Origin of the sequence: Vibrio sp. Hal054 (assembly GCF_037162405.1) — a bacterium.
Lineage (GTDB): Bacteria > Pseudomonadota > Gammaproteobacteria > Enterobacterales > Vibrionaceae > Vibrio > Vibrio diazotrophicus.
The window spans coordinates 275,806-302,027 of record NZ_JARLUT010000002.1 but is presented as its reverse complement, the minus strand read 5'-3'; the positions used below and the strand labels follow the sequence as shown (position 1 = coordinate 302,027).

Annotated in this window: 21 protein-coding genes and 1 pseudogene; 8 read left to right on the top strand and 14 right to left on the bottom strand. The window is 42.5% G+C overall.

Annotated elements, in window-relative coordinates; all coding sequences use genetic code 11:
- Positions 1–40 precede the first annotated feature (40 nt).
- The 4 genes from galE to P4S58_RS17305 all read right to left on the bottom strand — a co-directional run bounded on the left by galE (position 41) and on the right by P4S58_RS17305 (position 5,612).
- Positions 41–1,057: a UDP-glucose 4-epimerase GalE gene (gene galE, locus P4S58_RS17320; RefSeq protein WP_337164911.1), complete on the bottom strand. Its 1,017-nt coding sequence runs from the start codon at positions 1,055–1,057 to the stop codon at positions 41–43.
- Positions 1,058–1,133: 76 nt separating this feature from the next.
- Positions 1,134–3,110, bottom strand: coding sequence for a diguanylate cyclase (locus P4S58_RS17315; protein WP_337164910.1), 1,977 nt, complete (start codon positions 3,108–3,110; stop codon positions 1,134–1,136).
- On the bottom strand, positions 3,107–3,604 hold the full coding sequence (locus P4S58_RS17310) for a YfiR family protein (RefSeq protein ID WP_102953500.1): 498 nt from the start codon (positions 3,602–3,604) through the stop codon (positions 3,107–3,109). The genes P4S58_RS17315 and P4S58_RS17310 overlap by 4 nt, the downstream gene beginning before the upstream one ends.
- A complete protein-coding gene (locus P4S58_RS17305) occupies positions 3,594–5,612 on the bottom strand; it encodes a TonB-dependent receptor plug domain-containing protein (RefSeq protein WP_337164909.1) in 2,019 nt (672 codons plus the stop codon). The genes P4S58_RS17310 and P4S58_RS17305 overlap by 11 nt, the downstream gene beginning before the upstream one ends.
- Before the next feature lie 181 nt (positions 5,613–5,793).
- Here P4S58_RS17305 and P4S58_RS17300 point away from each other — a divergent pair, with 181 nt between their 5' ends.
- Positions 5,794–6,534, top strand: coding sequence for a 5-oxoprolinase subunit PxpA (locus P4S58_RS17300; protein WP_102953700.1), 741 nt, complete (start codon positions 5,794–5,796; stop codon positions 6,532–6,534).
- Between the two features lie 59 nt (positions 6,535–6,593).
- On the opposite strand, the gene P4S58_RS17295 is transcribed toward P4S58_RS17300, so the two are convergent.
- The 3 genes from P4S58_RS17295 to P4S58_RS17285 form a co-directional block, all read right to left on the bottom strand.
- Positions 6,594–8,057 carry an FAD-dependent oxidoreductase gene (locus tag P4S58_RS17295; protein WP_102953502.1) on the bottom strand — a complete coding sequence of 488 codons (1,464 nt, stop codon included), beginning with the start codon at positions 8,055–8,057 and terminating at the stop codon, positions 6,594–6,596.
- Positions 8,058–8,337: 280 nt separating this feature from the next.
- Complete coding sequence (locus P4S58_RS17290; RefSeq protein WP_102953503.1) at positions 8,338–10,773, bottom strand: ABC transporter permease; 2,436 nt, start codon at positions 10,771–10,773, stop codon at positions 8,338–8,340.
- Positions 10,770–11,447: an ABC transporter ATP-binding protein gene (locus P4S58_RS17285; RefSeq protein ID WP_042487330.1), complete on the bottom strand. Its 678-nt coding sequence runs from the start codon at positions 11,445–11,447 to the stop codon at positions 10,770–10,772. Before P4S58_RS17285 ends, P4S58_RS17290 begins: the two co-directional genes overlap by 4 nt.
- On the opposite strand from P4S58_RS17285, the pseudogene tesA reads away from it, so the two are divergent.
- The 3 genes and pseudogenes from tesA (at position 11,446) to P4S58_RS17270 (ending at position 15,214) form a co-directional block, all read left to right on the top strand.
- Positions 11,446–12,044 (top strand): annotated as a pseudogene (gene tesA / locus P4S58_RS17280) (multifunctional acyl-CoA thioesterase I/protease I/lysophospholipase L1). The gene P4S58_RS17285 and the pseudogene tesA overlap by 2 nt on opposite strands.
- 112 nt (positions 12,045–12,156) lie before the next feature.
- Complete coding sequence (fabV, locus tag P4S58_RS17275) at positions 12,157–13,362, top strand: enoyl-ACP reductase FabV (RefSeq protein WP_337164908.1); 1,206 nt, start codon at positions 12,157–12,159, stop codon at positions 13,360–13,362.
- 202 nt (positions 13,363–13,564) lie between these two features.
- Positions 13,565–15,214, top strand: coding sequence for an ABC-ATPase domain-containing protein (locus P4S58_RS17270; RefSeq protein ID WP_337165820.1), 1,650 nt, complete (start codon positions 13,565–13,567; stop codon positions 15,212–15,214).
- Positions 15,215–15,279: 65 nt separating this feature from the next.
- On the opposite strand, the gene P4S58_RS17265 is transcribed toward P4S58_RS17270, so the two are convergent.
- Positions 15,280–15,900 carry a DNA-J related domain-containing protein gene (locus P4S58_RS17265; protein ID WP_042487342.1) on the bottom strand — a complete coding sequence of 207 codons (621 nt, stop codon included), beginning with the start codon at positions 15,898–15,900 and terminating at the stop codon, positions 15,280–15,282.
- Positions 15,901–16,136: 236 nt separating this feature from the next.
- On the opposite strand from P4S58_RS17265, the gene P4S58_RS17260 reads away from it, so the two are divergent.
- Positions 16,137–16,742, top strand: a complete 606-nt coding sequence (locus P4S58_RS17260) for a DUF2238 domain-containing protein (protein WP_337164907.1) — start codon at positions 16,137–16,139, stop codon at positions 16,740–16,742.
- Here the strand turns inward: P4S58_RS17260 and cutA are convergent.
- The 4 genes from cutA to P4S58_RS17235 all read right to left on the bottom strand — a co-directional run bounded on the left by cutA (position 16,739) and on the right by P4S58_RS17235 (position 18,826).
- The gene (cutA, locus tag P4S58_RS17255) at positions 16,739–17,056 is read right to left on the bottom strand and encodes a divalent-cation tolerance protein CutA (RefSeq protein ID WP_337164905.1); all 318 of its coding nucleotides are present in this window, start codon (positions 17,054–17,056) and stop codon (positions 16,739–16,741) included. The genes P4S58_RS17260 and cutA overlap by 4 nt on opposite strands.
- 449 nt (positions 17,057–17,505) lie before the next feature.
- A complete protein-coding gene (locus P4S58_RS17245; protein WP_042487349.1) occupies positions 17,506–18,162 on the bottom strand; it encodes an HAD family hydrolase in 657 nt (218 codons plus the stop codon).
- 191 nt (positions 18,163–18,353) lie between these two features.
- Positions 18,354–18,482: a hypothetical protein gene (locus P4S58_RS17240; protein WP_337164903.1), complete on the bottom strand. Its 129-nt coding sequence runs from the start codon at positions 18,480–18,482 to the stop codon at positions 18,354–18,356.
- A complete protein-coding gene (locus P4S58_RS17235) occupies positions 18,467–18,826 on the bottom strand; it encodes a hypothetical protein (RefSeq protein ID WP_337164901.1) in 360 nt (119 codons plus the stop codon). The genes P4S58_RS17240 and P4S58_RS17235 overlap by 16 nt, the downstream gene beginning before the upstream one ends.
- 208 nt (positions 18,827–19,034) lie before the next feature.
- Here P4S58_RS17235 and P4S58_RS17230 point away from each other — a divergent pair, with 208 nt between their 5' ends.
- From P4S58_RS17230 to P4S58_RS17220, 3 genes are all read left to right on the top strand, one after another.
- Complete coding sequence (locus P4S58_RS17230) at positions 19,035–19,517, top strand: CreA family protein (RefSeq protein ID WP_102969229.1); 483 nt, start codon at positions 19,035–19,037, stop codon at positions 19,515–19,517.
- 115 nt (positions 19,518–19,632) lie between these two features.
- Positions 19,633–20,937, top strand: coding sequence for an inosine/guanosine kinase (locus tag P4S58_RS17225; RefSeq protein WP_042487356.1), 1,305 nt, complete (start codon positions 19,633–19,635; stop codon positions 20,935–20,937).
- A 299-nt stretch (positions 20,938–21,236) separates the two neighbouring features.
- Positions 21,237–22,976, top strand: coding sequence for an EAL domain-containing protein (locus tag P4S58_RS17220; protein WP_102963987.1), 1,740 nt, complete (start codon positions 21,237–21,239; stop codon positions 22,974–22,976).
- Positions 22,977–22,987: 11 nt separating this feature from the next.
- Here P4S58_RS17220 and P4S58_RS17215 read toward each other — a convergent pair whose 3' ends face one another.
- Positions 22,988–24,952: an LTA synthase family protein gene (locus P4S58_RS17215; protein WP_443089022.1), complete on the bottom strand. Its 1,965-nt coding sequence runs from the start codon at positions 24,950–24,952 to the stop codon at positions 22,988–22,990.
- A gap of 223 nt (positions 24,953–25,175) precedes the next feature.
- Entirely contained in the window at positions 25,176–26,186 is a 1,011-nt protein-coding gene (locus P4S58_RS17210; RefSeq protein ID WP_337164899.1) for a S1 family peptidase, read from the bottom strand.
- Between the last annotated feature and the right edge of the window lie 36 nt (positions 26,187–26,222).

Here is a 26,222-nt window from a genome sequence, read left to right as displayed (position 1 = left end):
CAAAAAGCGGCCAGAAGGCCGCTTTTATTTGTTTATAGCATTAGGCTGAAGGATAACCTTGCGGATTATTCGACTGCCAGCGCCACGTATCTTGAGTCATCTCTTCAAGTGTACGTGAAGCCTTCCAACCTAACTCTTGCTCTGCTTTCGCAGGATCAGCCCAGCACTCTGCAATGTCACCTGGTCGTCTATCCACCAGCTTGTAAGGCACTTGTTTGTTAGAAGCCAGCTCAAACGCCTTCACCATATCTAACACGCTATAGCCTACGCCTGTTCCTAAGTTGTAGATATGTAAACCCGCTTTATCACCCACTTTCTGCAGTGCTGCAATATGACCATCGGCCAAATCCATCACGTGAATGTAATCACGGACACCCGTACCATCTTTAGTTGGGTAGTCGCTACCAAACACAGAAAGAAACTCTCTACGTCCTACTGCAACCTGAGAGACAAATGGCATTAGGTTATTAGGGATACCTTGTGGATCTTCGCCCAGTTCGCCCGACGGATGCGAACCCACAGGATTAAAATAACGCAGTAGAGTAATGCTCCAATCAGGGTTTGCTTTTTGAAAATCAGTCAGACACTCTTCCACCATCAGTTTACTGCGACCATATGGATTCGTCGCACTGGTTGGGAAATCTTCGGTAATAGGTACAGATGCTGGATCACCATAAACTGTAGCGGAAGAACTAAAAACTAACGATTTCACACCAGCTTCTCGCATCGCTGAAACCAAGACGAGAGTCCCATTAACGTTGTTATCATAGTATTCCAGTGGTTTCTGAACCGATTCTCCCACGGCTTTTAAACCTGCAAAATGAATGACGGCGTCAATGTTGTGCTCAGTCAGTAATTCCACCATCAAGGCTTTGTTACGGATATCACCTTCAACAAACTTAGGTTTTACCCCAGCCACTTTCTCGATACGATCAAGCACTGTTGATTTACTGTTGTATAGGTTGTCCAAGATCACTGGCGTCATACCTGCGTGAATCATCTGGATGCATGTATGACTACCGATATACCCCATGCCACCAGTCACTAATACGTTCATTATTCTCTCCATCAGAGCAGCCTAACGCTGCTTACCTTACCTAACCATTTATCAAATTTGTTGTCATCTGTGCCGTTTACATCAATTCTTGTGTTGATTTATCAATAAGCACAAATTGACCTTTACCTAAGTTTTTTGCCTTATACATAGCGTTATCCGCCATTTTGATCATCGCGTCTAAGCTATCTTCATTGCTGTCAATGAAGTATACGCCTATGCTCGCCCCGACATTAACACTGTGTTGTTTGTATTGAATATCTTGCTCAATCAGCTTAATCAACCTTTGTGACATCAGCTCGACACTTTCTCGTTCACTCGGATTGATCACAATAACAAATTCATCACCAGACAAACGGGCAACAAGATCCTGACTGCGAACCTGAGAAAGTAATCGCTCAGACACCTGCTTGAGAACTTCATCTCCAGCTGAGTGACCATAAGTATCATTAATCTGCTTAAAACCATCTAAATCAAGGTAAAGCAAAGAGAAAGGACGAAATGACACTTGATTCTCGGCAATGATGTCGTTGAGTACTCGATACAACTTAGAGCGATTAGCCAAACCTGTTAGTGAGTCATGATGCGCAAGATATTCTAATCGTTCCATCTCTTTTACATTGGAAAGATCTGAAATGATGATAACCATATCCTGTCCTTTAGACAGGTCAGATTTAGCAATACGATTAACTTTGGCAAACAGAGGAACTAGGTGTCCATCCGTATGCCTCTCCCACACCTCTCCTTGCCACTGCCCAAACTCTTCCAACGACTGTTCGATACTTGGCAGCAAAGAGCTGAATTGATTCCAAGCCAAGACTTCATCAATCGGTTTGTTCATTACATCTTCGTTGCTATAACCAAGTAATTGGGTCACCTTAGGGTTAATCACAGTGATCACACCTTGATGATTAAGTAGAATTATCCCGTCTTGGCTATTTTCAAACACGCCTGCCGCTAACTTTTGACGTCTAAGTGCAACTTCAATTTCAGTCACATCTTCAATCGCGAACAAAGTTTGGTCAGGTCTGGATAGCGGGCGACTACTGACTCGCAGTAACTGTTGAGTATTATTGCCGTTTTGCCTGACTATGAGTTCTTCATCTAGCTGCTTATGTTCATTTAACGCTGAATCGATGATGGAATCGTTATCTACTTGTAAAATATCAATAATATTTTGCCCTAACAGCCCCAGTGATGAATGATGGAAAACCCGACTAGCTTCGCCATTTGACATGATAATTTCGCCATTACTATTCACCACAATTAAACCATGTTGGACAGTATCGACAACTTCATTGGCAAACGACTTCTCTTGCTCCAACTTTGCAAGCGTGTTTCTGTCTTGTTCTTCGTGTGCTTCAATCGTGTCAAGCATAGTGTTAAATGCACTCACCAAATCACCGATTTCATCTGTGGACTTGCAATTGATATCTACATTTCGCTCTCGGTTATCAATGTATGATTTCATTGCATGATTTAGCGAATACACCGGTTTTACGATCAGATTTTGTACTAGCTGATAGAGCGCAATACCAGAAAGCGTCAACACAGTAAAAAAGAACAATGCATCATTAAGCGCTGTCTCATATATTTCACGTAATGACTTTGCCGAAACCGTTACACTTAATGAAGCAACTGTCAGCCCTTCAATTTCTATCGGAACGGTAAGGTAGATATATTGGTCTGAGATAGCATACTCATTCTGCAATGCTTTTTTACGTAGAATCTCGTTGGGAATCGGTGCATCACTGCCCACTTTCTCATACAAGGCAAACAACTGGTTTTCTTGATCAAACAGTTTAACCCGCACAACATCATCGTCGACCGCAAAAGCGGACAGAATTTCCTGAGCGATGAGTTGATCATCAAACAAAATGGCCGCTTGCAAGTTATAGGATACGCCTTTCGATAACACATGAACGCGTTCGATTAGACTTTCCTCTTTCTGCTCAATATCTTTCTGAAAACTAAACCACTGTGCAATACAGAAAATGGACGACATCAGAAAGAAAATCGGAAGGATGAGTTTAAATCTTAAAGATAGCGAGTTCATATTTTCTCCCCATCTTCAATGATAGCTATGCGTAACAAACTGGAAGAAATTGAATAGGCACCTATATTGGCCATGTAGATCTTCGGTTTTACTTTACCTTCTAATGTCGCTAATTCTATGGTTCCACCTTGGGAACCTATGGATTGATTGTCACTAATGACAACCGTGTGTGGCAAAACATCAGCAAGATTTAATTCACTCTTAGCATCCACAAAGAGAATGTCACATTGCTCCCTATAAAAAGGGGTAACAGAAAGAGGCAACTGGCGAACGGTTTTATCTTGGGTAATTTTTTCCAAAGTTGACGCGATTTTATCGTTGCCGACAATGCAGAATTCTATATTGGTCATCTCACTTTCGCTGTTCCAGTGGATGAAATTTGAAATACGGAAAATATAAACCGCTTTAATATCCGTTGGATCATAGGCTGCATAAGACACGCTTGAAAAAAGCATTAACATCAATACCCAAGCGCGATGTAAATTAAAACTCATAAGAAGCCTTTAGCACTCCAGTTTCTTCATTAATTGTGCTAATCCAATCGGTTCTATATCCATCTTTCTCCCCAATATTTTGCAAAATAAGTTCTAATCTAGGTGCCTTCGAATTTGCCTGCCACGCTAACCGAGCATCAAAAGCAATATAATTTGGGATTTGCGGGTAATAGTCATCGTATTTAATCGAGTGACCACGAACGATAAAATCTAGCTTCCACTGGGTAGAAATATCCCAAAGCGTCTGTAAGCTTGTATTGTGCTGAGCATCTATGTCATACCAGCTTTCAAAGCTGCCGTTAGAGTAACGCCCACCATTCCATTCGCCTTTAGCATGCAAATAACTGTAACTTAGATAGAAACGCAAATTTTCTAAAGCGATATACCCAGCACTTAACTCCACACCATGAGTATCAAGCGAATAGTCATCGGTAACGGCTAAACCAACCACCTGATCTGGTACACCGGATATAACCACACTATCTCGTCCTCGCACATATTTATGTTGGCTTAGAAAGAATATTGCATCAAATTCAAAGCCTGTCGCTGAATCATAACGATAACCAACTTCATATGTACTGACGCTTTCGGGTTTCATATTGCTTTCACCAAGCATCACTTCCGTAAGGTACCTATCTTGATTGGCATCATAGTAATTTGTGATGAGGTAAGTATTAGATGTCAAATATGAAGGAGCCACAGAAGCTCGCCCATACCCCACCCAAGCCGTTTGATTGGCATCTATCGTCAACAGCGATCGCAACTGAGGCGAGATTTCAAACTGATTTGAAAGCTCAAAGTACTCCAGTTTCACGCCAGCGACTGTCTTCCATTTACTATTCCATGTTCTCTCAGATTGTAAGTATAAGTTTGCGATACTATCCACATCTCTCTGATGAAAGGCGTAACGTTGATAATTAGGCAAATTATTGAAATCTATACCTTCAAATGGGTGAAAGAACTCGACTTCGACGAGACGATAACCACCACCATAAGTGAGTAAATGTTCGTCATTTATCTGATAGTTGTAGTTAAAATCCAAATCAAAGGTATTGGACAGTCCAGCTCCATCTGCCATTTCATTCGAGTTACGTTCAAACCAAACTTGATAGTTTCCGACCAGTTTGTCCGAATGCTGTTTATCGTAACTAAGTTGTGTATAAAAAGAATAACTATCAACGTGTTGCTCAACGAGATCAACGGAATCTAAATAGCCGTTTGAATAATGTAGCTGATACCAATCCTGGCTATAGGTCAGACGCTCACCTCCGAGACGAAAAGCCCAAGCATCGCTATCGTCATCTGATTGAGTGACAATACCTGCCGTCTCTAAAGTCCAGTCAGGGTAAGAATTTTTCCGATCATTGCGTAGCTGACGTCTTTTGTAAAACGCTCTTGCGCTAACATCCTCGCTCCATTGCAGCCCATGTCTGACACTTGCATCGTAATCACCACCTTCTGCCCATCCAGCCGCTACATAGGTTCCCTGAGTTTCTTTTGCCGACTTTGTGATGATATTAACAACGCCATTCACCGCATTACCGCCCCACAACGCTGCACTTGGTCCCCGAAGCACTTCTATTCTGTCTATATCTTCCAGAACATAATCGATGTCTGCCCAATAAACTCCGCCATAGAGAGGACTGTAGACACTGCGTCCATCAATCATGACAAGCTGCTTATTAAAAAGCCCATCGTGAAAGCCTCGTGCGGAGACTATCCACTCGGTATCTGAGAACTTGGAAACATGCAGCCCCGGAACCAGTGCTAGCGCATCGGGGATAGTACGCGCACCACTTCGAATGATGCGTTCATTACTCAACACATAAACTGAAGACGGGATATCCGCTAATCGCCGCGACGATTTAGTGGCTGTTTCCATTTGAACATTCAACATTGAGAGCTCTTCAATCGAAAGGCTCATAAGATGCTCAAGGACATTGTCGTCAGCGTATCCTGCTGCTGAAATAAAAACTAACGTTGTATAAATACACGTCGCTTTTTTCATTTACGATCTCTTCCATGTGTATGGGCGTTCAGTAGGGACTAATGTATTGGCTAAACCAGTTATCAGCTAAGCAAGCCTTCAATCATGTAATGCATGCAATAAACGATGAGCTTTATCGCTGTTTATTTATAATTAATTCTGTATTTTATAGTAGCTTAAATACTAAGGAACGATGATTCACGTGAAAAAACGGACTATCACTCTTAACTGCGACATGGGCGAAAGTTTCGGTCATTGGCGCATGGGCAACGACGAATTGGTAATGCCATGGGTCGATATGGCCAATATTGCGTGCGGCTTTCACGCTTCCGACCCGCATGTCATGAGCCGAACCATTGATTACGCGATTCAACATGATGTTCAGATTGGTGCGCACCCTGGCTATCCAGATTTGCAAGGATTTGGGCGACGTTCAATGTCGTTTTCAGAAGAAGAAATTTGCGAGATTCTGATCTATCAAATTGGCGCACTAAAAGCGCTATGTGAAAGCAAGAATACTGAAGTCACATACGTTAAACCTCATGGCGCCTTATACAATGACATGATGAAAAATGAAGATGTGTTTCGGGCAGTCACTGATGCTGTTTCATGTTTCAATATCCCTTTAATGATATTGGCTTCAGGAAACAATCAACGTTATTTAGATATTGCAGACAGTTACGATGTGCCACTGCTGTTTGAAGCTTTTGCCGATAGAACCTATTTATCGAACGGGCTATTAACACCTCGCTCTTCGCCAAATGCGGTATTAACCAGCGAAGACGCTATCTTGAGTCAAATTAAACAGATCGCAGAATATGGCAAAGTCAGTACATCTGACGGGGCGATTATCCCAATTGAAGCCGACACAATTTGTGTTCATGGTGATAATGAAGCCGCTATTGAGCTTATCGCTAAAATTAGAGCTCAACTGGATGCCTAGGCTAGATTTCTAAAAATCAGCCCCATAGTCGATAAACTCTGGGGCTAATACATATCGGGTTATTTCATACCAACAAACTTGGCTAAAGCTTGCGGGTATCCTCGCTCTTGCGCTAGTCGCTTCGCTCTCGATTCAATATAGTTGGGCGTCAACGACATGCTGATCGGGTGCTGTTCTTCAATTGACTTATCCGATAGTGCTTTCACAAGCTGCCAATTGGAAACTATCTTTCTCACCGCCTCTAACGCAGACGACCCTTTCACAACTTCCATTCGAGCATAGTTGTTGTCTTCAAACGTCACATCTGCAGCCCGCAGAGTCGCATCATATCCCGGAATTTGCTGAGCACCGTACAACGGTTTACCACCGACCTGCGCACTTTCAAATTCGGGCATAAACTGACTGATATGTCGAATGGCTTTATGTGTTCTTTCATTAAGAGCATCACTCTGCCAGCCTTCGAGTATTTTGCGCTGCAGATATTTAGGCAGTATTGGCTGAGAAGAATTGTCTTCAGAGGTTACCAAACCATCTTTAAACAAGGTGATATCTTCCGTCATGCCATGCAACTGAAACACACCATCGGCATAAGGTGTTAGTTGCGCCATGCCTCGTGGCGTACCACGCTCACCGTGAAATACAACTTCAGGCCACTCATGTTGGCACTGCGGCCAGTGAGTGACATAGGCCGCTTTAAATTCCACCATGCGCTTACGCTGATAATGTGCCATGTCATCGACTTTACCTGTCTCATAACCACAGGCATTGATCAGATAATCGGCTTCCACTTGGTGATGTTGACCATCAATATCCACATACGTAAGCTGCCAACAATATCCGTTGTATTCTGCACTAACCAAAGTAGCGTGAGTCTTTACCTGACAGTTAGCCATCGCGCTTAACGCCAGCTCCGCACTCGCAGCAAGTCGAAATACACTCCAGCCATACTCTTGAACAACCACTACAGGATATTTAATCGAGTTCAGGTCAGCGTACTTGGCAAACGGAATCAACCACTCTTCGCTGGTCAGCGGTTCCTTCGGTTGAACTTGGTTGGCTAAGATCTCTAACTGCTCACGTTGGTAAATCGAATAATACTGCTTAGGATCGCCCATAATCTGGTTACGAGGGTCCTCATCGACCAACTGTTGATAACATGCCTGAATGGTATCCAAACGAGGAATGATATCTTGTGGCTCTCCTAAATCGGTGTCCGGAATAGCAATCACCGTTGGGCGCTTATTCAAGGTATGCGGATACAGACGGATCGTTTCAACCGACTGACGCAACAATTCAATACATTGTTGCTCTGAAATTTCTCTGTATAAGTTACCCCCGGCGTGGAGGTGACAAATTGGCGGTCCGTTCACTAAACTCGGACCTTTTTCCAGTAACAGTACATTGACGCCCAGTTCACCTAAATGAACCGCAGCTGTTGCACCGGCAACGCCGCCGCCAATAATGGCGACGCGAGGTGACTGAAAGTTTGTTGTATTCTGTGACATGTCGCTACCGATAGTCATTCAAACTAAACCCATTCTAAAGCTTATAAAGTGTTATTAAAATCACATTTTTTACGTGGCTATAGCTCGACAGAATAAAAGTTGCAATACAAAAAAATGAAATAAATATCTTGACTCAATATTCTGTAATCGGTGCTTTTTTAACCTTGTGCATAAAGCTCTGTCTGCAGCCAAAGGTTCTACGGGGCTAAGGCAGAAATACACTGCATCAGAGCTCTTAGTTATCCCAGCATTTATCCACCGTTTTTGTGGATAACTCTCGCACTTACTCAAGGAATCACTAATTAAATGCTTTATTTATAGGAACTAACAAACGCTTAATTAAACTATTCACAACCGCAGCTAATGTGCAAAAAGTGACGATTGGCAGCACCAGCCACATGTTCAGATGTAACGAAGGTGACAAGTCAAAACCGAACTTCATAACACTCGCTACGACCACATCTGCGCTTAAAGCAGCAACGATACCGGCAACCAAAGCCATAAGCCCAAACTCTGACCAAATAGTCTGAGTAACTCGGCGACGGCTCGCGCCTAAAGTTCTATACAGCCTTATCTCTTGCTGACGCTGACTCAGACTTAAGCGTAATAACGTAAAAATCAGGAGTATACCAGCGACTACGCCCATCAAAGCAAGTACTGTTATCGACCAAACAATTTGTGTCAGCAGATCTTGGATTTTCGCTCCCATTGCTCGGATATCCATCAAGCTCACTGTAGGGTGATTACGTGACAGTTCTGTAAGTAGCCCATCATGCTGCTGTTCTATTCGAAAGCTAACCAGCCAAGAGCTAGGAATTTCCTGTAATAAATCCGGTGTAAAAATGAAGTAAAAGTTAGGCTTCATAGCACGCCATTCAACATGACGAATAGTATTTACCGTCGCTTCGATAGGTTGGCTGTTAATGGAGAATGTCAGTTTATCCCCAATTTTCAGGCCAAGGTCTTCAGCGACATCTTGCTCAACTGACACCCCTTTGCTTTGCGTCCACTCTCCAGCAATCAGGTCGTTATAGGTTGGCAGGCTATCACCCCAAGTGAAGTTAAGTTCACGCCTTAACGCGTCGCTGCTCCCTTCCCCTTGTGCATAAGTTTTCGCTTCAACACCGTTAATTTCAGTTAATCGTCCTCGAATGATCGGATAGGCATCCGAACGTTCAATTCCAGCTTTGTCTATAGTTTCCAAATACGCATCTTTTTCATAAGTGGCAATATTGAAAGCAAACGCATTCGCCGCATTGGCTGGTAGTGTTTTTTGCCAGTCAGACAACAGATCTGTTCGAACCAACCACATTACAGCCAATAGCATCAACGAAAGTGATAAGGCGCCAAACTGAATGCCCGTAGCCACAGAAGAACGATTGATCCGGCTAAGAGCCAGCTTCATTGCAGTATTAAGCGGTAACTTTGCCAAAGAACGTGTCACCACAACGCTGATTAAAGCAAGAATCAAAAACAGCACCGTTATTCCTGCAAGTACGATCCAAACCAACTTGTTTTGCCAATAGAAAGCAAGCATGGGCAGTAAAGGCACAAGCGCAAGAGTGGTATTCCATCGCATTCGGTTCTGCTTTTGTGTGTTCTGCATAACACTAGCTGCATTTACATTAAGTAGATGCCCTAGCGGGATTCCCAAAGCAGGTACAGCAATTAACACACTTGAAGTCAGCGCCACCAGCGCTGGCTTATAACCATAACTTGGAAGCGGCGTAGGCAGCAGATCGACCAAAGGAACTCGCAACAGATATTCCAGCCCCATACCTATGACAATGCCACTCACTGCGGCAAATCCAAGTAGTAACGCCACTTGAATGGCCAACCAACGCCCTACCCATTGCTTACTGGCACCCAAGCTTTTAAGCATCGCAATCGTACGCTGACGAGTGGAAACATAATGCTGACAGGTCAAAACCAAAGTGGTAGCTGCCATGATGATCACGATAGCCACAGTCAAAGACAGATATTGCTGAGTTCTTTCAAACACTTCATTGGTTCTGCTGCCGCTGTCTTGATCTCGCCATCGCTCACTCGGGGACAAAGTGACTGCTTTTTTCAGTTGTTCAATGACAGGCTCTTCAGCATTGATGAAAAACTGATATTGAACTCTGCTGCCGATTTGGATAGCACCGGTGCGCTCAACATCTGATAAGTGAATAAAAACGGACGGCATTTGCTGAAATGGGTTGAAGCTTAAACCGGGTTCTTGAACGACTCTGCCTGATACGACAAAGTCAGCATCGCCTATCGTGACACTGTCACCCAAATTTACGTTCAGTTCGTTAAAAATTCGTTCGTCCAGCCATAACTGATTTGGCTGGATTTGATGCTTAATGGTGTTTCCATCCGACAATTCCATTTCTCCACGCAATGGATATTGGCTGTCTACGGCTTTAACCGTGACTAACTTCATACCATTGTCACTGAACGCCATGGAGGAAAAACGAGTCATGGTGGAAGTGGTTAAGTTTTTTTCATTGGTCAATTGCAACAACGTTGAAGGCAAAGGATTTGCCGAAACAAACACACTGTCTGCCGTCAATGCATCTTTTCCCTGCTTAACAACCACCTGCTCCATACGGTCAGCCAATGCTGTTAACGCAAACACACAAGCAATGATGAGAGTTAGAGCTACCGAAATCGGCCACAATTGGCCGTGGCGAATCTCGCTAAAGCTCCATCGAAACAGACGTTTGTTTAAAGATGGGGCAACAATCATACTCGCTCCTCCAACATACCTGCCGTCATGTGAAAGCGTCTTTGGCATCTTGCAGCAAGAACAGGGTCATGAGTGACAAGAACCAATGTTGTTCCATGTTGTGAGTTCAACTCAAAAAGTAAATCGATAACCTTCGCGGCGGTTTCCTGATCTAGGTTGCCTGTCGGTTCATCAGCAAATAACACTTGTGGGCTGATCATAAACGCCCGCGCCAGAGCAACCCGCTGCTGCTCGCCACCTGAAAGCTGACTTGGCGAGTGATGAATACGATGCTCTAACCCCACAGATTTTAATAACGCTTCTGCCCGTTGTTTATCTTCGGCTTCGCCCTTTAACAAACACGGCAGAGTGACATTTTCTAATGCAGATAAGCTTGGTATGAGCAAAAAACTTTGGAATACGAACCCTACCGACTGACTGCGAATCGCGGCTCTTGCTTCATCATCAAGCTCTGTCAGTGATTTCCCCAACAGATGAACTTCTCCGCTGGTCGGCGTGTCCAATCCTGCAAGCAGTGTCATCAATGTCGATTTACCTGCACCAGAAGTACCAACGATGGCCACACTTTCGCCTTGGCGAATATCAAGATTCACCTCTTTGAGGATTGTTAATTGCTCCTGATTGGTGGAGACTACTTTAGATAAAGACTGAGCTGAAATAACGGATGATTGCATGACTAGACTACTTTCCTTGCTTCTTGTTGTATTTTTCTCGACCAACGCTAGTAGTAACACACTCTTAGTGTTGGGTGATAGTTTGAGCGCCGGCTATAACATGTCTATAGAACAAGCTTGGCCTAATTTGCTTGGTGATGCTTTAAAAAACAAAGGGAAATCTGTAACAGTAATTAACGGAAGTATATCAGGCGATACAACCGGAAACGGATTATCGCGTTTACCTTCATTACTCCAACAGCACAAACCTGACTCCGTTCTGATTGAACTCGGTGCCAACGATGGGCTACGTGGCTTCCCCCTCAGCTTGTTGAAAACAATCTGAAAACCATGATTGACACCATTCATGCGCAAAACAGCCAAGTGATCTTGATGCAGATCCGTATCCCGCCCAATTACGGTAAACGTTACAGTGATGCGTTCTCGCAACTTTATCCCAACATCGCCAGCGAAAAATCCGTGCCACTGGTTCCATTTTTTCTAGAGCAAGTCATCATCAAACCTGAATGGATGATGCAAGACGGATTGCACCCAAAACCGGACGCCCAACCATGGATAGCCGATTTCATGGCGGAACAACTAGAGCCTCTGCTTTAAGGTGTTTTCCTACATTATGACCAACTAACTGTAGGTCTGTTGCCTCAGCTCAATAAACTTTACCTAACTTTACGCTATTGTTACTGCCCCACAGAACCAGAAGGTACCAATAATGCTCATAGAACCCGTAATTCAGGGTGTGGTTGCTCGTACCGCACATCCTTTCGGTTGCGAACAAGCCATTCTAAAGCAAATTCAATATGTTAAATCAGCAAATCCAATTAAACATGGTCCTAAGCGTGTCTTAATTTTGGGTTCATCATCCGGATTTGGGCTTGCCGCTCGTATCGCGTTAACATTCGGTGGTGCGAATGCTGACACTATTGGCGTTTCTATGGAGCGCGGGCCATCTGAAAAAGGTGTGGGTAGTGCTGGATTCTACAACAACCATTTCTTTAAAAAGCACGCAGAACAAAATGGCAATGTAGCCGTCAATATTGATGGTGATGTGTTCTCAAAAGAAATTAGAGAACAAGTGATCGAAGCAATCGAAACGTACTTCGAAGGTGAAGTCGACCTAGTTATCTACAGTATCGCCAGTGGTATGCGCCGAAAAGGCGACAGTGACGAGTTCTGGCGTTCCGCCATCAAACCGATTGGTGATGCAGTATCAGGCTCCACCATCATTCTGGAAAACGACAGTTGGGTAAATAGCACACTAGAACCTGCGACAGATGAAGAGATTGCCAGCACCATTAAGGTCATGGGCGGTGAAGACTGGGAGAACTGGATTGATACTTTGATCAACTCGGACTCTATCGCTGACGGCTGTAAAACCGTTGCTTTCTCATACATTGGTCCGGAAATCACTCACCCTATCTATCTTGATGGTACCTTGGGTTATGCAAAGGTTGATTTGCACCAAACCAGCCACTCTCTTAATTTGAAGTTAGCGAATTACAATGGTGGCGCTTACGCTTCGGTTTGTAAGGCGTTAGTCACAAAAGCGAGTGTGTTTATTCCAGGCTTAAGCCCATACATTTTAGCGCTCTATCGAGTGATGAAAGAAAAAGGCACCCATGAAGGCTGTATTGAACAGATGCAACGTTTATTCAGTGAAAAACTGTATCTGGGAGAGAGTGTCACCACGCCAGTTGACAACGAACGTTTGATCCGCATGGATGATCTGGAACTTAACCAAGACACTCAGGAAAAAGTATTGGCGATTCTCGGCGAAATGAATGCTGATAACTTTAAACAACTGGGCGATTACCAAGGATTCAAGCAAGAGTTTCTTAATCTCAATGGGTTTGGTTTTGAAAATGTCGACTACTCAAAGGATGTCGACTTAAAGCCATTCTTAGCGCAAGACTATTAATCAATTCAACCGCTGATGGGAATCAGATCATCTTGTCTGAACCCGCCTCTTTGTTGACAAATACCCCTCTGCCACTAAAACTGTACTCCTAAATAGAGTACAGTTTTTGTTTATCCCACAAGGATTAAGCAACACATGGCTTTACTCCCTTGATAGGGCTACCTATAATCGCCCCCTTTTCATTATTCCAAGAGCAGTCGTGATGGATGTATTAACAGCAAAACTGAAAAAACTCGAAAAACAGAATTATCGCGCATACCAGCAAATCAAAGGCGAATATGATTTCGGCGACTACAATCTGTACATCGATTATGTTCAGTCAGATCCGTTCGCGTCAGCTTCGCGCTTGCGTGCGAAAAGAGCATGGTCACTCACTGGCTTAGCATGGTTGAAAGATAAGTCTCCGGCTTATCAAATGGCAGCCCGAGACTTTATCGCTCGCTCATTCGCAGAATTCGCCAAGCAAGAAAACTCCGTAACTATCCATATCACCGGCCAAACCGTAATGGATAGCACCGCCGTATTATTTACTGAACACGGCATTGAGTTGCGTTTCCGTATGTCTCTACCTGCTGAAGGGCGTGACATTCTCGCGAAAAAAGCACTCAACACGCTTACATTTCATATGCCTAAATTCATTCGCAAAGCAACCAATGCTCGTGAATTGGATATTGAGGCGCTGACTCATCACTGTGAAACCATCGAGGACCAAGAAGCATTGCGCTCTCAACTTGATGAGAAAAACCTGGTTGCCTTTGTGGCAAACGGAAGTGTGCTGCCACGTATAGCTGGTAACTGCGACCTACCGATGAAAGATGCTGTTGCATTCCAGTCACCAAAAGAATTGGAAACCATTTTGCTGGCACCAAATAAAGGTGATGTACGCGGAATGGGCATTCCAAAAGGTATCACTTTGATTGTCGGCGGCGGTTTTCACGGTAAATCAACCCTGCTTACAGCAATAGAGCGTTCAATCTACAACCATATTCCGGGTGATGGACGTGAAGGTATTGTCGCTGATGTTAATGCCATGAAAATACGCGCTGAAGACGGTCGTTGCGTACACAATCTCAATCTTTCTAACTACATCAACCATTTGCCGCTAGGCCGCGATACTCGCGACTTCAGTACTCAAGATGCCTCTGGCTCTACCTCACAAGCGGCTTGGCTTCAGGAATCAATAGAAGCTGGCGCTAGCACTTTGCTGATTGATGAAGACACCTCGGCAACCAACTTCATGATACGTGACGAACGCATGCAAGCATTGGTAAGCAAAGGTGATGAACCGATCACTCCGTTAGTCGATCGCATTGGTCAACTGCGTGATGAAATGGGGATTTCCAGCTTAGTTGTTATGGGTGGTTCTGGGGATTACCTTGATGTGGCTGACACTGTGATTCAAATGCATGATTTCCAGCCGATTGACGTGACTGAAAAAGCACAGCAAGTGATTGCGCTTCACCCTACTGAACGTAAAAACGAATGTGAAACGCCTTTGGAAAACATTGCACCTCGTTCTCTAAACTGCATGGCATTACAAACGATACTGGCGGAAGGCAAATTCCGAGTATCAGCAAAAGGCACAGATTCACTTCGCTTTGGCAAAGAGTTTACTGACTTAAGCGCTCTTGAGCAGATAGAGTCACCTTCTGAAGTTAATGCTATCGGTTGGCTTTGGTTCCAGCTTGCACAGACGCCAGGTTGGTCGAAAAACCCAGCTAAAAATTTCGAAGCCTTTCTTAACGACAATTGGCACGAGAACATGCCAAACCACGGCGATTTGGCGAAACCTCGCATACTGGATGCGATGGCAGCACTGAACCGTATGCGCAAAGCTAAGTTCAAGAATTAAGAGTTAAGAGTTATCGAAACAAAAAACAGCGCAAATTTGCGCTGTTTTTTTCTGCTCAAAGATCTCTAAGCCTCTTGGCGCAGAATGTTCCAAGCCTCACATAAGATCCTAAATTTCTCCGCATTGCCGTTATCTCTGTCCGGATGCCATCTTAAAGCGAGCTTTCGCCAAGTTTTGCGGATTTCAAAGTGTGTAGCATCATCGTGGAGTTCGAATAAGCGTAAGGCTTGTTGTCGATTTAAGTCTTTGCTACTGCCACCAACAAACTTACGATAGCGAGTCCAAAACTCATTGAGAAGGCGTTTAACTTCCCCTTCGCTTGCTTCATAGTGCTCCCACTGTGAATAGTATTCGCGCAAAGGATCTTCAACATCAATTACGTGGGAGGCATTGCGAAACATCGGCATCAGAATAATATCCATCGCCTCAACTTGAAGCCATTGCTTCGGATAGAGAGTCTCTTGCAGTTGGTAAAGCGCATTCATGATAAGAAAATTACGTTTGAACAAATCTTTTTCTGGAGCTTCATCCAGTGTCGGCATCAGTTCAAGTTCACCCAAATGCGCCGCAAGCGTATGAACTTTCCAACCGGATGGTTGCCGTTTCAACACTTCCAAAATTGGCCACAATAAAGGATTCTCAACATAGTTGCGAAACGATGCAGACAATTGCTGTGCTTCAGTCATATAGTTTCTCTCAATTTTCCCTTCTTTTATTCAAAGCCATGAGAGGCTTTTTGTCGAGTAAGAATAGGACGAAACTATTAAGGCTTTGACCTTTATTCAACTTTTCATCTCTAGAATACGAGTAATTCCTAATTACCTCTAAGATTAATCTACTCGATTTTTACTGCAACTTAATTGAACACTGTTTCAAATGATGTAAACATGTTTTATGAAATTGAGTAAAGGATATTTAAAATATGACAGCACCGAGAAGCCTGACACTACTGACTCTGGCATATACAGCCGTGTTTATTTTTTCCGCCATCTCTCCCGCATCACGAGCAGTATGGGTTGCCGAAATTATACCTGCACTACTGATTCTTGCGATTGTGTGGCTGGTTTCAATGAGACAGAGATTGAGCACAACTTCTTATACTCTCTTTTTCATTTGGCTGACTCTGCATACGATTGGCGCGAAATATACCTTCTCAGAAGTTCCTTTTGATTGGTTCAATACCCTGATTGGTTCAGAGCGCAATAACTTTGATCGTGTCGCGCACTTTTCCATAGGCTTGTACGCATACCCAATTGCCGAACTGCTTATACGAAACAAACTGGCTAAACCATTTTTTGCCAGTAGCTATGCTCTGTTTTGTATTATGAGTATTGCCGCTGGCTACGAAATTGTTGAATGGTGGTATGCCGCTTTGGCTGGCGGGGACGAAGGTATCGCCTTCTTAGGTTCTCAAGGTGATATCTGGGATGCCCAAAAAGATATGCTGTGCGATACCTTAGGTGCATTAGCCTCATTGTCATTACTCGCAGTACAGATTCGAATTAACCCCAATCGATTAACTGCCTAATTCGTATTGGCTTCGATCCATTGCAAGTAAGGGTTGAAGCCATCATTAATAGGCACTTGAACAATTTGTGGAACTTCATAGTTATGAAACTGCTCAATCGCTTCCGTTATTTGCTCGAATAATTTGGATTGGGTTTTTATCACTAGAAGGATCTCTTCATCATTACATACCTCACCTTCCCAGATGTAATGACTGTTGATAGGCATTGTTTGAATACATGCAGCCAATTGGTTTGATAAAAGATATCGAATCAGTTGCTGGGTTACATCTTGACTGTTTGTTGTGGTTAAAACGATACAGAATTTATCATCCATTTCTTCGACCCCACTAAAGTTTTTCTTTTTGTGTATTTGAAGTTTCTTTCAAAATCACTGAGTTCGTTAATTAAGGTTTAGAAATCAACAAACTCAATTCATAGATTTATGAATTGAATCTCAAAAAATGAAAGAATAATGTAATTATAACAATCACCGACCGACATTCCGTTTATTCTGAGCATAAAAGAAGCAATAGCTAAAACTAAATAATAAAAACGATTTGAAGAGAATGTGTGATGAAAATGATCGAGTGCTGTCCACTGTGTCAAAGTGATGAATATTTGCTGTCTGAAAGCGGTGAAAAATTTCTCTGTGGCAAATGTGGTTTCCACACGGAAGAATTGAGTAACATTGAGCCTACAATATTAGCCACTAACCTGGTGCTAACCCCGTACATCCACGTGCCGGAGAACACGCTTCATTAATTGAATTTTTAATATCAATACTTAAGCTAAATACAAGGTTAGCTGTTCTAAGCTCTCTAGCACTGTAACTTTGGGGTGAGACACTCTATTTTGCCAAGTTAAAGGCGTGATTTGAAAGGTGGTTACACCGGCATTAAGCCCCGCCTTCACACCCTTGTGCGTATCATCAACGTAAACACATTCATCTAACATAAAGCCCATATTCATAGCGCAATAGCGGATCAAATCCGGTTCTGGTTTCCAACTATTTGCTTCGAAGGCTGAAAAGATTTTTCCTTGAAAATAGCTGTATAAACCTGCCGATTTTAGAATCGATTCAATACGGTCTTTGGGCGCGTTCGATGTAACGCAAAATTCTGTCTCTGTTTCTCTAAGCCAATCTAACAATGCAACTGCACCGCGCATTGGTGTGAGCTTCTGTAAGAAGAGAGGTTCCAACACTTCACGATATCGCTGTTCCAACACATCAATATCCGCAGTTTTTTCTGCTAGTTGCAAAGTGGAATGCATAATGTCGGCAATTTTGCCACCTTCAAAGTTATCAATAATATCTTCGATAGATAGCTCTGCCCCAATTTCATTAAAGACTTGCACAAGGGCTTCACAACACAAGCGTTCACTGTCGACCAATGTACCTTCACAATCGAAAATAACGCAGTTCGTTTTTTTGCCAACCATAATATTTCTCCTTTCTATGCAGTTTAATTACAAACAAAATAGGAAAAATGATTCAGTTAACAATTTGAAATCTGCTTACACAGCAATGTCGATATTTTGTAGCACCGTCACTGTTTAAAACAATCCGGAATTTTCTGACTCAATTTGCCGCTTAATATTAGAGTTCGATATAGAAAGAGCCTGAAAATTCGTTACTTTTTAGCCACTTTTTGCGTTGCTGCCAGAGCGAATTGCTCAGCAGAACTATAGGTAAGGTCTTTTACAACAATATCTGAAACCAAAAGTTCGTTTTCAGATTGTGTAATTAAAGCAGCAGCCACTGGTTCAGCTTGCTTAAATCCGACATAAAGGTAGCAAGGCTCAGAGAAGATAATTTGGTGAAAAACTCCAAAAGATAATTTTGCTCTTGTTCGTCACGTCCTCGCAATGCTTGAAGTAATGAGAACATCACAGTCAAACGATGAAAATCAACCAGATATATTTCATCTAAATTGATGTCTGTTTCTTGCGTACTTTGAATCAACGGAGTCACAGTATTCTCTTCACAAAGAGACTGATAAATGGCTCTGCCTTTTAAACTTTCAGGCGTCGGAAACTCAACCTCAACTTGATCAAACAGCCACTGATTTTTCACTTTAACGACGTTTGGATAGGAATCTGTCATGAAATATTCTTCTATTGAAGTACTTACGCTAAAACCACATTTAGCAGTAATGAATAAGCGAAGGATACTTAGGTACACTCAATCTCACAAGTCTTGATATCTCATCTACACATCTTTCTTTATTTACAGTCAGATATTTGCTTCGGCATCTGTTTGCAACTTGAGTTATGATAAGTTCAACTTTGTATGCGGCACCATAGGATAAGCAATGAAAAAGTTACTTTTGATGGTAGGACTGTCTACTCTACTAGTCGGATGTTCAGATAATGAAGTTGGTGATGTATCTCTAGGCGTATTTACCATGAAGGATATTAAAATCGCATCGCTTCATGATGACAAAATACAGGGTGTGACTTGCCATATAGCGTCCATCGAAGCAAATTTAAGTCTTTCAGACCCGAGTGACAGCTCAATCTCGTGTCGACAAACGGGCGATATCACTCCGGACATGATCGCATCAATCGATAAGAGTAAATCTGGTGAGGTAGTGTTCAAGCAGTCGAAGAGTATTTTCTTTAAGACTATGAAAGTCAGACGTATTTTTGATCCAGAAAATCAAACACTTCTTTATTTGTCCTATACAACCAAGGAAACGGACGGTAGTTTTAAACACAGCCTGTCAACTGTTCCACTTTGGGGCACAAAAGCCTATAACGCTTTTCCAGACAATCAAACCACCACTCAACAATGAGTCAGATGCACGGAAAGTGGTACCCACAAAAACCATTTTCCGTGTAATAAAATGAAAATATAAAAATATATTTGTGATATTATGCACGAAATATTTCTTTCCCCTTACAGTCAAGATGAAGTTTCCCGGACAGCGTAAATCTAAGCACTACTTTCCGACACATGCTCGAGATCCATTACTTAACCACATTCAACAAGCACCAAAGCTACATCGTCCAACTATCGTTGGTGTTGGCCAAACAATTGTTGATATAGAAGCTCGAGTCGATAACGATTTCTTAGCCAAATACAATTTGAGCAAAGGTCATTCTCTTGTCCTAGAAGAGGCTAAAGCAGATGCCTTATATAGGGAGCTGGTTGAGCTGAATCTCATCACCCATCAACATCCGGGTGACACCATTGGCAATACGCTACACAACTATTCCGTGCTGGCAGATAGCAAATCTGTGCTTCTTGGTGTTATGTCTAAAAACATCGAAGTAGGTTCATTTGCCTATCGTTACTTATGTCGAACTTCTTCACGCATGAACCTCAATCATCTTCAAACGGTTGATGGACCTATAGGTCGTTGCTATACGTTAATCACCGAAGATGGCGAACGTACCTTTGCCATAAATGAAGGCCACATGAATAAGTTGCGTCCGGATAGTATTCCTGAGCAAGTATTCGAAAAAGCGTCGGCTTTGGTTGTCTCTTCTTATCTTATGCGTGGAAAGCCTGAAGATCCTATGCCTCAAGCGGTTCAACGAGCGATTGAATTAGCCAAGGCAAACAACATTCCTGTAGTGTTAACTCTGGGCACCAAGTACGTCATTGAGGGCAATGAGAAATGGTGGCAAGAGTTTCTAAAGGAAAACGTCACTGTCGTGGCTATGAATGAAGAAGAAGGTGAAGCGTTAACGGGGCATAAAGATCCGCTTCTTGCATCAGACGCCGCTCTTCAATGGGTCGATTTAGTTCTCTGTACCGCAGGACCAATCGGCTTGTTTATGGCTGGTTATACTGACGAATCCAGTAAGCGTGAAACAGAACTACCACTACTTCCGGGCAACATTCCAGAGTTTAATAAGTACGAATTCAGCCGTGCCATGCGCAAAAATGACTGTACAAACCCAGTCAAAATCTATTCACACATTGGCCCTTATCTTGGTGGTCCACTAGAAATAAAGAATACCAACGGAGCGGGTGACGGTGCTTTATCTGCGCTGTTGCATGATATGGCGGCCAACGCCTTCCATCTGATTAATGTGCCAAATTCCGTTAAGCACGATCAGCCATATCTGACTTACTCTTCTCTCTCTCAGGTATGTAAATACGCAAACCGTGTCAGCTATGAAGTGTTAACACAGCACTCACCTCGCTTATCTCGATCGTTGCCTGAACGCGAAGACAGTTTGGAAGAGGCGTATTGGGAACGCTAAACACATTTCTGACGAAAACAAAAATGCGGCGCTTAGCCGCATTTTTATAGGTCTATTGTTTTAAACATCAAAGAGATGCGCTATTACAAGTGTACTTTTTGTTATTAAAGCTTGCGCTATAGCACGATTAGCAACAATTATTATTATCAATAATTGAATCACTATTCATTTAGATTTAAATTGAAACATCGTTTAGGATTAATGCTCTAAAGCTCTAGCCTTACAGATGTTTTAGGTTCATATTTCTTTCATCCATTTTTCGCATTATGGTTAGCAGTTGTTAGAGTTGGTATGCGGTTATGTCGTTAAAACAAGATAAATTATCTGTTATAGAGAATGCTCTAGATGACACGTATTTAAAGCGTTTAGTGCATATATTCGACGTGTTTAAACACGGTGTTTTCTATATGGATGAACAGGGTTTAATGACTTTTTATAATCCTGAGTTTTATCATCAATTCGGATTCGAATCGAAGACTATTGAACTCTCAGATTGGTTCAGCATAGTACACCCTTTAGATGCAGCGTTGCTTGATAGCCGAATCGGCCAACATATTGATGAAGGTGGGAATGTCGTTACTCAGTACCGTTTAAGAAAGACTAATGGACAGTACATATGGGTTGAAGGTGTCGCAACGACAAAAAACATATGCGGGCATGCCTTTATGATTGGAAGTCATCGAGATATCTCCGACCAAAAACTGATGGAATCCTATCTCCACCAAGCAGCCTTTTTTGACAACGCCACTGGTCTTTCAAATAGAACCAAACTGATACACGACATAGAAGCCCTCGCCAAAAAACCACAACTAAACGCCGCCCTTATCTATATCCAGATCGACGATATTAAGTCATATCTTAACCAATATGGCACAGATGTTTTTCAGCAGATTATTGAACACTTAACGGGTGCGTTACGTGTACTTCCTGATGATGATTGCGAGCACTATCGCGTACGTTCCGATGATTTTGCTGTGTTGCTTTACGGCGACTACACCACTGGAGAACTTCAACGACTTTGCCAAAATATCCTTAAGCACTATGCAGAATCTACACTCGAATATGGCAAGTTGTATGGGGACAAAATTAGTATTGGTGTTTATCCTTACATAGACACCAATTTAACGCCTTCTGAGTGCTTAAGTATAGCTTCGAGAACTTGCCAATTTGCAGGTGAAAACAATTGCTCTCGTATTGAGATCTATACTGGCAGAACTCAGAACAGTGTTGACCGTTTCTTTTTTATTGAGAAAGAACTTAAAGAAGCAATACACTCTCGCTCTCTGAGTGTAAAGTTCCAACCCATAATCAACGCAGCCAATGGCAAAGTTGCCAGTTTCGAGGCTTTAGTCCGGTGGAGGTCTAAAGGTTATGGCGAAATATACCCCGATGAATTTATTCCTATTGCTGAAAAAAAAGGACTGATTAATGAGCTGGGGTATTTAGTTTTTGCTAAAGCGTGTGAATTCATTAGTCGCTACAACCAATTAAACAAAGCCAACATACGTGTAAACGTAAACGTTTCGGTATTGCAACTCTTAGACACTAACTTCCCAACCAATCTTTTTACTCTCGCTGTAAATTCTAATGTCGAACCAAAATCCATTGTTCTGGAACTAACAGAGACCGTCATGCTCGACGGGAACAAGAATGCACTAAACCAGATTTATATTCTAAGCAGTATGGGATTTTCGTTGTCACTTGATGATTTTGGGTCCGGTTTCAGTTCGATTCACAGCTTCTTAGGCTTACCGCTAAAACAAATTAAGATAGATAGAGTGATGACAACGAAGTCGATGACCAATGATGCGTATGAGCAGTATCTACAGTTTATTACTCAATTATGCCGCTCAAAAGGGATTGATATTGTGTTTGAAGGGATTGAAGATCAAGCCATGTTCCAAAAATACAAAGACATGGGCGCATCTTATTTTCAAGGTTATTGGTTCTCTAAACCCCTGTCTGTTGCCAGCGCTAGCCGCTATACACTGCTTAGAAGTGACGTTATTCCTCAAGCAGTGCCAAAAACAACTGCTTGAGGAGATTCTTGTTATTGATTCACAGCGTAGCTCTTTTGAGCCGTATAGTAATTGTTGTCAAATGCTAAATTCCCCCACATAGCGTTGGCGTGAGCTTTAATCACCGTCGCTTCACTGAGAGGTGCTGCGGTCAACGAATCTTCATTTGGATTATAAGTGTAAGTAGAAATGCCCTTCTCTGGCTGAATAATCACCACCTCGTTATCTGCTGTCATCCAAGCAAAGTTCTTATCGCGCTGCATCATTGCTCGTTGTTTTTCAACAGGGACTTCATGTGTTAAATCATGTCCTATCATAGGGTTCTGGCTACTGATGCCAGCCAACGATAGTAGTGTCGGTACCAAATCTATTTGACTCACCAAACGATCATCCATTTGAGGTTCAATACCGCCACCAAAGATCACTGCAGGGATTTTAAAATGTCCAATTGGCACTGGAAGCGTTCCTGTCGCACGAGCATCATGATCCGCAATCACTGCAAAAACAGTGTTGTTCCAATATTTAGATTTCTTCGCCTTTTCGACAAACTCGCCTAAAGCATAATCAGCATACTTAACCGCATTTTCTACGGTTTGTTTAGGTTGGTTGTGTGGCTCAATAACACTATCTGGATATTCAAACGGGCTATGGTTAGAAGAGGTAAACACCAAACTAAAAAACGGCTGTTCTGTTTTTGATAGCTGTGCAAATTGTTCATCGGCTTTCGTAAAGAGGTCTTGATCCGAAGCTCCCCAAGAGCCAACATATTTTGGAGAAGAAAATGTTGGAAAATCTTGCATATCGACAAAGCCATTACCTAAGAAAAAGCTCTTCATATTATCGAAATGGCTTTCCCCACCATAGATAAATTGAGTGTGGTATTGGTTTGCTTTCAACAAATTAGCGATGGTAAAGAAGTTCGTCTGGCTCTTACCCAGTTTAACCACAGCTCTAGCTGGTGTCGGAGAAAAGCCTGTTGTTACCGCTTCGATACCGCGAACTGAGCGAGTACCTGTGGCGTACATTCTTGTAAATGCCCAGCCTTCTTGAATCAGTTTGTCCAGATTTGGAGAAGCATCAATACCACCCAAACTCTTTACGTAACGTGCCCCATGGCTCTCCAGCAACAGAATCACAACATTCTTTCTTGGACCGGTATAAGACGCAACATGATTAGCCAGTGTTGGTTTTTGATTATCAGTGAATGCTTTTGAATCAATATTCATAGAATCTTTGATCTGATCAACAATCAGTTGCTTATCCATTTTTGGATAAAACTCAAATGCGCTCGCTTCTGAGCCCATTTGTTTGGCTGCGAATATTACTGAATAAGAGGAGTTTAACGTCAAGTCATTTACTAAAGGGTCAGCAGCAAATGCCACCATCGCAGGGTTCAATGGTCGGTGTCCAAGAGATGAACGAGCCCCCATCAAGCATATAGCAACCACAGCAACAGCAATCAAAGGCCGCCAGTACCAACGTGGGTATGTTAATGATTTAACGAGAGACGCAGACCATTTCCAACCAACAATAAGCGTTATGGCACTTACAGCGATCCCCAAAAATAGCTCAAGCTTGTAGCCTGACCAAAGCATGCCAAATACTTCTTTAGGATAAATAAGATATTCAACAAACAATCGATTAGGTCGCAAATCGTATTCAATGATAAAAGGCGGTGTCGCGGCTTCCATATAAACCACTAACCACAAACCAGCCGTTATCCAAATCCTAAGAATCCAGTTCCACACGCGACCAATAACGTGATCACCAGATAGAAATGAAGTTAATAGCGCTGGAAGAATAAAAAGATATGAGACAGATGCGAAATCAACGCGCAACCCACTCAATAGGATATCTCCCCACCCATTAACATCCGATACACGATCGAAATGCCATAAGGACAATCCTATGCGTGAAAGAGTAAACAATACAATCATCGCAACGGAAGCTGCGGCTAAAGGGTAAATCGGCCCCAATAAAAACTTAAACTTTTTCAAGAAATTCTCTTTATAGTTAATCAGTTATACAAATACAATTATCAATATATGATAACCATTGCGCATGTAAAGAATATGTAAACAAGCTGGGAGCAGTAAACTATAGAACTAGATCCCAGTAATTAGAAAGCGGATGAATTGTGCATTACACGATGTGAAAAAAGTCGTCGCGCAAGTATATGCGCAACGACTTAAAGAAATAGTTGAAAGGTAGTTAAGTATTTTATTGAGCGTTACGCCTCACTAACGCCAAAATAGTCATAAACAATAGTGACATAAAACCGAATGCCCCTCCGCCAGAATCTCCTGAGCTAGAAGATTCTTGTCCAATACGGTCGACGTAAGACTGTCTTTTTGCATCAGTCGAGATATATTTTGCTGTTTCGGTACCCGCTAGTACGGCGTCGATCCAATCTTGATAGTCATAAACTTCGGTAAAGACTGAAGTAGAATTAAAGCTAGCATCCCCGCAAAATGTAGAAGGGCCAAAACTGGTTAATCCCACTTGAATGTAACTGCCACCGGAGTACCAATACAAAGGGCCTCCAGAATCCCCTTGGCAAGTGCTGGCTTCTAAGCCGTTTGATGGATTAACCGCTCCCTCCATACATAGTTTGGTGTCTGTCATATTGCTGTAGTTACAAGAACTATTTTCGACATAAGTTAATGAAGCCACTTGTAAATCATCATTATCATCAACACCAGTTTTGGTATTACCATGCCCGACCGCATAAAAAGTCTCAGAGGCACTACGGTAAGTAGTACCTGTCGAAGGTCTAGTCGCATAATAACTAGAGTTGATAGTTGTTAGTGCCGATTCCAGTTGCAGTATTGCCAGATCATTATTTAACGTGGTGCTATTGTAGTCATCTCTATAATAGACCTTTGAAACGCGTTTTTTTTCATTGATGCTATAGGGGTAAAAACTTTCCTTCTGCAACTCAGGTACAACTACAGTAAACAGCGAATAGAGGTTGTTATCTGGGTCCGAGCTATAAACGCAGTGAGCAGCCGTTAGGATGTGATTGGCATCTAAAATTGTTCCACCACAATAACTTCCAGTATAATAAGTATTGTTGTATTCAATCAAATCGACGAACAAAGCAACGTAGGAAGAAAACTCAGTAATATTGGCGTAAGAGCCATTTACTATATACGCGGTATAATCTTCCGCGGCTGATACATGGCTACACACACCGATTAGAGTTGAAAGTATTGCAGCCTTTTTCTTCATAGTGGTAATCCGTTACTTACATCTGTTACTGATAAT